Source organism: Natronomonas sp. (assembly GCF_036625485.1).
Taxonomy (GTDB): domain Archaea; phylum Halobacteriota; class Halobacteria; order Halobacteriales; family Haloarculaceae; genus Natronomonas.
In genome coordinates this window covers 1-6,052 of record NZ_JAZKTR010000142.1, presented here as the reverse complement: position 1 = coordinate 6,052, position 6,052 = coordinate 1, and the positions used below count along the sequence as shown (strand labels likewise).

General features: G+C 65.8%; 6 protein-coding genes and 1 tRNA gene. 2 read left to right on the top strand and 5 right to left on the bottom strand.

The features are described 5' to 3' along the window. Together V5A53_RS12070 and V5A53_RS12065 are read right to left on the bottom strand one after the other, a co-directional pair. Positions 1-1,031 (bottom strand): guanosine monophosphate reductase (locus V5A53_RS12070; RefSeq protein WP_332313865.1); only part of this gene is annotated, 1,031 nt, incomplete at its 3' end. 66 nt (positions 1,032-1,097) lie between these two features. Beyond that, entirely contained in the window at positions 1,098-1,712 is a 615-nt protein-coding gene (locus tag V5A53_RS12065) for a double zinc ribbon domain-containing protein (protein ID WP_332313864.1), read from the bottom strand. A 124-nt stretch (positions 1,713-1,836) separates the two neighbouring features. Between V5A53_RS12065 and aroC the strand changes: the two genes are divergently transcribed. Next, complete coding sequence (gene aroC, locus V5A53_RS12060; protein ID WP_332313863.1) at positions 1,837-3,024, top strand: chorismate synthase; 1,188 nt, start codon at positions 1,837-1,839, stop codon at positions 3,022-3,024. A 4-nt stretch (positions 3,025-3,028) separates the two neighbouring features. Here the strand turns inward: aroC and V5A53_RS12055 are convergent, their stop codons facing one another. The 3 genes from V5A53_RS12055 to V5A53_RS12045 all read right to left on the bottom strand — a co-directional run bounded on the left by V5A53_RS12055 (position 3,029) and on the right by V5A53_RS12045 (position 5,613). Then, positions 3,029-4,513 carry a hypothetical protein gene (locus V5A53_RS12055; protein WP_332313862.1) on the bottom strand — a complete coding sequence of 495 codons (1,485 nt, stop codon included), beginning with the start codon at positions 4,511-4,513 and terminating at the stop codon, positions 3,029-3,031. 234 nt (positions 4,514-4,747) lie between these two features. Beyond that, a tRNA-Ser gene (locus V5A53_RS12050) sits at positions 4,748-4,832 on the bottom strand. Between the two features lie 40 nt (positions 4,833-4,872). Continuing rightward, positions 4,873-5,613, bottom strand: a complete 741-nt coding sequence (locus V5A53_RS12045; RefSeq protein ID WP_332313861.1) for a hypothetical protein — start codon at positions 5,611-5,613, stop codon at positions 4,873-4,875. A gap of 59 nt (positions 5,614-5,672) precedes the next feature. On the opposite strand from V5A53_RS12045, the gene V5A53_RS12040 reads away from it, so the two are divergent. After that, complete coding sequence (locus V5A53_RS12040; RefSeq protein ID WP_332313860.1) at positions 5,673-5,888, top strand: hypothetical protein; 216 nt, start codon at positions 5,673-5,675, stop codon at positions 5,886-5,888. Positions 5,889-6,052 lie beyond the last annotated feature (164 nt).

Here is a 6,052-nt window from a genome sequence, read left to right as displayed (position 1 = left end):
ACGTCGTTGCCGAAGCCGTGTGCGCCGTTGCGACCGTTCGTCGTCGCGTTTACCTCCACGAACTCCGCGTTCTCGCGGGCAGTTGCGAGGTCGTGAGCGCCCGCATACGAGAAGCCCGACCGGATGCCGGCGGTGAACTCCCGTAGTCGCGGGCCGACGGGACCGGCGTACTCGGTGAGCGACTCGACGCCCTCGTCGGCCTCGATGTCGACATCTTTGTCCTCGCGGTCCTCGGCGGCGGCGGCGGTCGACATCCCACGGGTGCGCTTGTACTCGGTGCCGTCGAACTCGACGATCTCGCCGGGGGCTTCGTCACAGCCGGCGAAGAAGCCGCCCATCATGACCGCGTCTGCGCCGCCGAGCAGAGCCTTGACGGCGTCACCCGAGGTGCGGATGCCGCCGTCGGCGATGACCGTCACGTCGTGGTTCTGCGCCTCGGAGGTACAGCGCTCGACGGCCGTGAACTGTGGCATGCCGAACCCGGTCACCTCGCGGGTGGTGCAGTGAGAACCGGGGCCGACTCCGACCTTGATGCAGTCGGCGCCCGCGGCAGCGAGGTCCTCGACGCCCTCGCGGGTCACGACGTTCCCCGAACAGATCGGCGTCTCGGGGAACGCCTCGGCGAGTTCGGCGGTCGCTTCGATGGTCCGCTCCATGTGACCGTGGGCGACGTCGAGGACGATCATGTCGGCGCCGGCGTCGACGATTGCACGCGCCCGCTCGACGTAATCCTCGGCGATACCGACTGCAGCGGCGACGGTGAGACCATCGTCGGCGACCGACTCGACCATGTCCGCCTGACGCTCGACCGAGAGGAACCGGTGGACGACCCCGAGGCCGCCACGCTGGGCGACGGCGCGGGCCATCTCGGCCTCGGTCACGCTGTCCATCGCGGCGGTCGTCACCGGAATGGCGAGTTCGAGGCCGTCCGCCAGTTCCGTCGAGAGGTCGATGTCGTCGCGGCTGTCGACCGGCGACCGCTGTGGTACGAGCAACACGTCGTCATACGAGAGTCCCGTTTCGTAGGGCATACGCAAACCTTCCAAGCATAACTCATCGTTACGTATAAGCGCATCGGAACGACCAACGGCGGGTCGCTACGCCCGGTCGTCAGCGACGGCGGCCCCACACTCCGGGCAGTAGTTTTCGGTCCCGCTCAGTTCGTGCCCGCAGGCCTGACACCCCGAATCCAGTTCCAGGCCACACTCCGGGCAGTAGTTCTCATCGCCGCGCAGGCCCCGGACGCAATTGGGGCAGACGTGTTCGGCGTCGACGACCCCTTCTCCGTCCGTCATCCCCGCCCCTTCGGGCACCTCGTACTCCGGTGGGACCGGGACGGTCTTCGGTGCCAACTCGAACTCCGAAGAGGGGCCGAGTCCCTCCTCGAGCAATCCGAGTTCGAGGAGCCGGTCGCCGATATCTTCGAGAACGTCCTGAACGCTGACGGTGCCGGCACTGTCAACGAAGACCGTCCCGTCGGCGAAAACGACGACGACCGTCTCCTCGTAGTCGTCGGCCTCGTAGACCAGCCCGGGAAACCGTTCGGCATTGTCGACGACCTCCCCCAACCCGAGGCTGAGGGCGACCGACGTAAGGTTGAGATCGCGGTCGAAATCGGCATACGCCGAGGTCGTGATGCCACCCGGTGTCTCGACACCCAGGTCCTCGATGCGGTCCAATAGCTCGCCCGGAGAAACGTCCACTCCCCCCATATGAATCGTTACCAGGATGCGGAAAATAAATGTTCGCCCGATTTCCATCGATACCGCGTCGAACCGGCCGACCGACCTTGCGACATTGAAAAGTCTAAACCCCCGGCGCCCCGAGACTCCGTCAATGAACGGCAACCGCTTCGGTCGGCTCTTCCAGGTGACCACGTTCGGCGAGAGCCACGGCGACGCGATGGGCGTCACCGTCTCCGGCTGTCCCGCCGGCGTCGAACTCGACGAGGAGGCCATCCAGTACGAACTCGACCGCCGGAAGCCCGGCCAATCGAAGATCACGACCAGTCGGGGCGAACCCGACGAGGTGACCATCAACTCCGGCACACTGGAGGGCTACACTACCGGCACGCCCATCGGCATGGTCATCCAGAACAAGGACGCCCGCTCGGGCAAGTACGAACCCTTCATCACCGCACCCCGCCCGTCTCACGGCGACTTCACCTACTCGTCGAAGTTCGGGACGCGCAACTGGGGCGGCGGCGGTCGCTCGTCGGCCCGCGAAACCGTCAACTGGGTCGCCGCCGGCGCGGTAGCGAAACAGGTCATCGAACAGTCCGACCACGACGTCGAGATCAAGGCCCACGTCAACCAGATCGGCGACATCGAGGCTCCCGAGGTCACCTTCGAGGAGATGCTCGAACACAGCGAGGAAAACGAGGTCCGGTGTGCCCACCCCGAAACCGCCGAGGAGATGCGCGACCGCATCGACGAGTATCAAGAAGCCGGCGACTCCATCGGCGGCTCCATCGAGTTCGAGGTCCGCGGCGTCCCGCGTGGCCTCGGTGCCCCACGGTTCGACTCGTTCGAGGCCCGTCTTGGACAGGCCATGATGTCCGTCCCCGCGACGACGGCCTTCGAGTTCGGCCTCGGCAAGGAAGCCCGCACCTACACGGGCAAGGACCGCAACGACGAGTGGACCTTCTACGAGGGCGACCGAGACGACGTCGTCGCCGAAGAGGGCGACCCGATCCCCGTCGAGAACGACCACGGCGGCCTGCAGGGCGGTATCACGACCGGCCTGCCCATCTACGGCGAGGTGACGCTCCACGCGCCCACGTCGATTCCGAAAGAACAGCAGACCGCCGACTGGGAGACGGATAAGATCGTCGACGACGCGCAGGTCATCGGCCGGCACGACCCCGTCCTCCCACCGCGTGGCGTCCCCGTCGTCGAGGCGATGCTCTATCTGACCGTGCTGGACTTCATGCTTCTGGGCGGCCGAATCAACCCCGACCGCCTCGACGGCCACCCCGGCGAGTACGATACCGACTACCACCCGTCGAGCCCGCGCAACGAATAGATAGTCACTCCCGCAGCGGGTCCTCACCCGTGGCGTGGAACGTCTCACCCTCGTATTCGACCGTACGTTCGAGTTCGTCGTAGCCAACGGTGCGACCGACGACGTGCCGGTCAGCGCGGAGCGTGATCCGCTCGATTCCCGCCTCGAACAGCGGCAGCGTGTTCCGATAGCCGCGCATCGGCCGCCGGAAGAGCTGTTCGGGAATGAGTTGGCGGTCGGCCTCGGTATCCTCGTCCGCCCGCGAAACGAGAATCTCGGCGTTCGGCGGGTGCTCGTCGTCGTCCCACTCCGGCATCGTGACGACGAGTTCCTCGCCGCTTCGTTCGACCTCGACATCGTCGTCTGGCGATGGCGAGACGGCGCGCGCCTCGAGGTCCACGAGCGCGGCGTGGGTCTCTCCTTCGCGGCTGTATCCGACGCGATAGGCGTAGCGGCCGCCACCGAGGTGGCCGACGCTCCGACCGTCGTCGCAGGCGAGGGGGTCGCCGTGATACAGCGCCAGCGACGACTCGTCGCTCTGGCCCGGTTCGACGTAGGAAAGCGGCTGGGGAATCCCCCACGGTTCGATGCGGAACCACTCGCCGTCGACCCGTTTGAACAGCGTCCAGTCATAGGGGTTGCCCGACAGCCGGTCGTGGCTTCGATTGCGAAGTTCGAACTCGATGCAGGCGGGCGCCTCGACGCGCTCGGCGGAGGGGTCGAGATAGACCGACGTCGAGGCGTCGGCCTCGTGGTACCACGCCATCTCCTCGGCGTTCGGCAGTGCGTGTACATCCGCGCCGGCGTGTTCGGATTCGGTCGTCGGCCCCGGCGATTCCGTCTCCCAGACCGAGACCGTGAACCCCTCGCCCTGATACAGGAACTCATAGCGGCCGACGCCGATGGGTTCGTGGCTCGGGTCGTCGCTGCCGACGAGATAGTACTCGCCGCGAATCGCCTCGTCTGGCGCCAGCGTGAGCGTTTCGGGAAGCCACTCGCGGCCCGACGTCGCCAGTCGCCAGCGACCCGCCTCGTCTCTGGTCACCTCGGGGACCGACTCGGCGAGGTCGTGGTTCTCCGTCGGGGCGAGATACACCGTTCCCCCTCTGTCGCCGGCTTCGGTCACCCTGTGGGTGTTCGGCGGGTCCCAGAAGCCCGGGATCCGACGCAGGTGGAACGTCTGTTCGAAACTGTTGTTGTTCCGAACGAGCGCGTCCACGACTGCGGGCGAGTCGTCGGTCGCGGGTTCGGAAATGCCGTAGGCGGCCCTGATGCGGTCGTTGATCGTCCGACCGCCGAACACCGCGGCGGTCAGCTCGACGTTTTCGAAGTCGACCACGCGACGCTCGCGGAGGTCCTCCGCGGAGACCCCCGGTTCTTCGGGTGGTGGCGTCTCGGTCGGTCCATCGGTTGGCGTTTCAGTGTTCGACGTATCTCCCGTACCGCCGTCGAACGTACAGCCGCTGAGGAGGGCGATTCCCGTCGTCGCGAGGAATCCACGGCGATTCATGTCAGGATAACCCACATGGCCGGGGATAAGTCTCGTGGACGGTCAAACGGGCGTTTGATACACCGCTTTCGCCGCTCACCCGGCGGTTCGCGTCGAGAACACGGTGGGACTGGGATTCGAACCGGACCCAGACGTTCCGGGACGCTCACTATCGCTGCGCGTCCGGACTGCGACTGGTAGGGTTCGAATCAGTCGCCTCGCTCGCCGCTCACGCGCTGGTTCGCGTCGAGAACACGGTGGGACTGGGATTCGAACCCAGGAACCCCTTCCGGGGACCGGTTTTCAAGACCGGCGCAATGGGCCGCTCTGCCATCCCACCGCAGTCGGGTCTACCGGCGGCCGATTCTAAGACCTGTCGGTTACCGTGTGAGCGAAAGCCCCTCGTCGTCGGCGTCCACGACCAGGTCGGTCTCGGCGGCCCACTCGGCGAAGTGTCTCGGTACGATCCCGGTCGCCTTCCGTTGCGTTCGGACCAGGGTGAGCGCGTCCGCCAGATCGGCGCCCGCCTCGACGTACGTCTTCTGCTGTTCGAACTCCACGTCCAGTCCTGCGTCGAGACATCGGTCGACGACCGTCTCGAAAGCTGGCGGCGCATAGCAGTCGGTAAAGTCGATTGGCTCGCCGAAGGCCGCATAGTAGACGCGCCCACCCGGCGACGGCGCGACGACGGCGTCCGTGCTCCGGAGTTTCATCGCCCCTTCGTCGATCTCCGTGCGGGCGAGGAAGGCAGCCTCGGGCCGGGTGATGCCGACCGAACTGACCTCCTCGGTCTCCAGTAGATGGGTCGCCGTGTTCCCGACGCGTCCCGCGAAGGTCTCGCCGACCTGCACCTCGAAACGCGCCTCCTCGACGTCGACGACGTCCTCGATGACGGCCCGTATTTCGGCCTCGCTGTCCTCGCCCGGAACGTCGAGGTCGTCGTCGGCACGGTAGTTTACCAGCAACTCGCCGCCGCTTTTCTCGACGGCGGCGACGGTGTCCTTCAGGAGCGCTTCGTACAACTCCGCGGCTTCTGCCTCCGAGAGCGGTGAGGTTTCGACGAGTTCGTCAAGTACCTGGCCCGGTCGCGGCGGGTCACAGAGGACGGCGACGGTGGTCATACTGACAGAACTCGCGGCAAGGTCTTGAGTTTTATAATCCCGCCCTCGGAGATGCACCCATGGACTGGACGAAACCGCTGTCGTTCCTGTTGGCCCTGCTCGTCGTCTCGCTCGTCATCAGGTCGATCTTCGAACTGCTCGGAACGACCCTTGCCGGTGAGTACGTCGCCGCCTCCGTCGCAACCCTCGTGCTTGTTGGCATCATCGTGGTGGCAGCCATCGGTCTCGGCGCCAAGAACCGCCGCTGGCTGTCGAATCCGGACTCCTACTTCTGAAAGTTTTTGCCGGGCGCCGCCCGGCAAAAACTTTCATGAAAAAACACTTCGGCCTTCCCTACGGTCAGGCCTCGGTCCCGCGCTCCCTTCGGTCGCACGGAGGAACCGCTCGCTCACTTCGTTCGCTCGCGGACATCTCCACTAATTCTGTTTCAGTAGTCTAC

Coding starts and splice junctions, on each gene's coding strand:
- V5A53_RS12065 (WP_332313864.1), bottom strand. CDS start 1,712: ATGGGGGGAGTGGACGTTTCTCCGGGCGAGCTATTGGACCGCATCGAG.
- V5A53_RS12040 (WP_332313860.1), top strand. CDS start 5,673: ATGGACTGGACGAAACCGCTGTCGTTCCTGTTGGCCCTGCTCGTCGTC.
- aroC (WP_332313863.1), top strand. CDS start 1,837: ATGAACGGCAACCGCTTCGGTCGGCTCTTCCAGGTGACCACGTTCGGC.
- V5A53_RS12055 (WP_332313862.1), bottom strand. CDS start 4,513: ATGAATCGCCGTGGATTCCTCGCGACGACGGGAATCGCCCTCCTCAGC.
- V5A53_RS12045 (WP_332313861.1), bottom strand. CDS start 5,613: ATGACCACCGTCGCCGTCCTCTGTGACCCGCCGCGACCGGGCCAGGTA.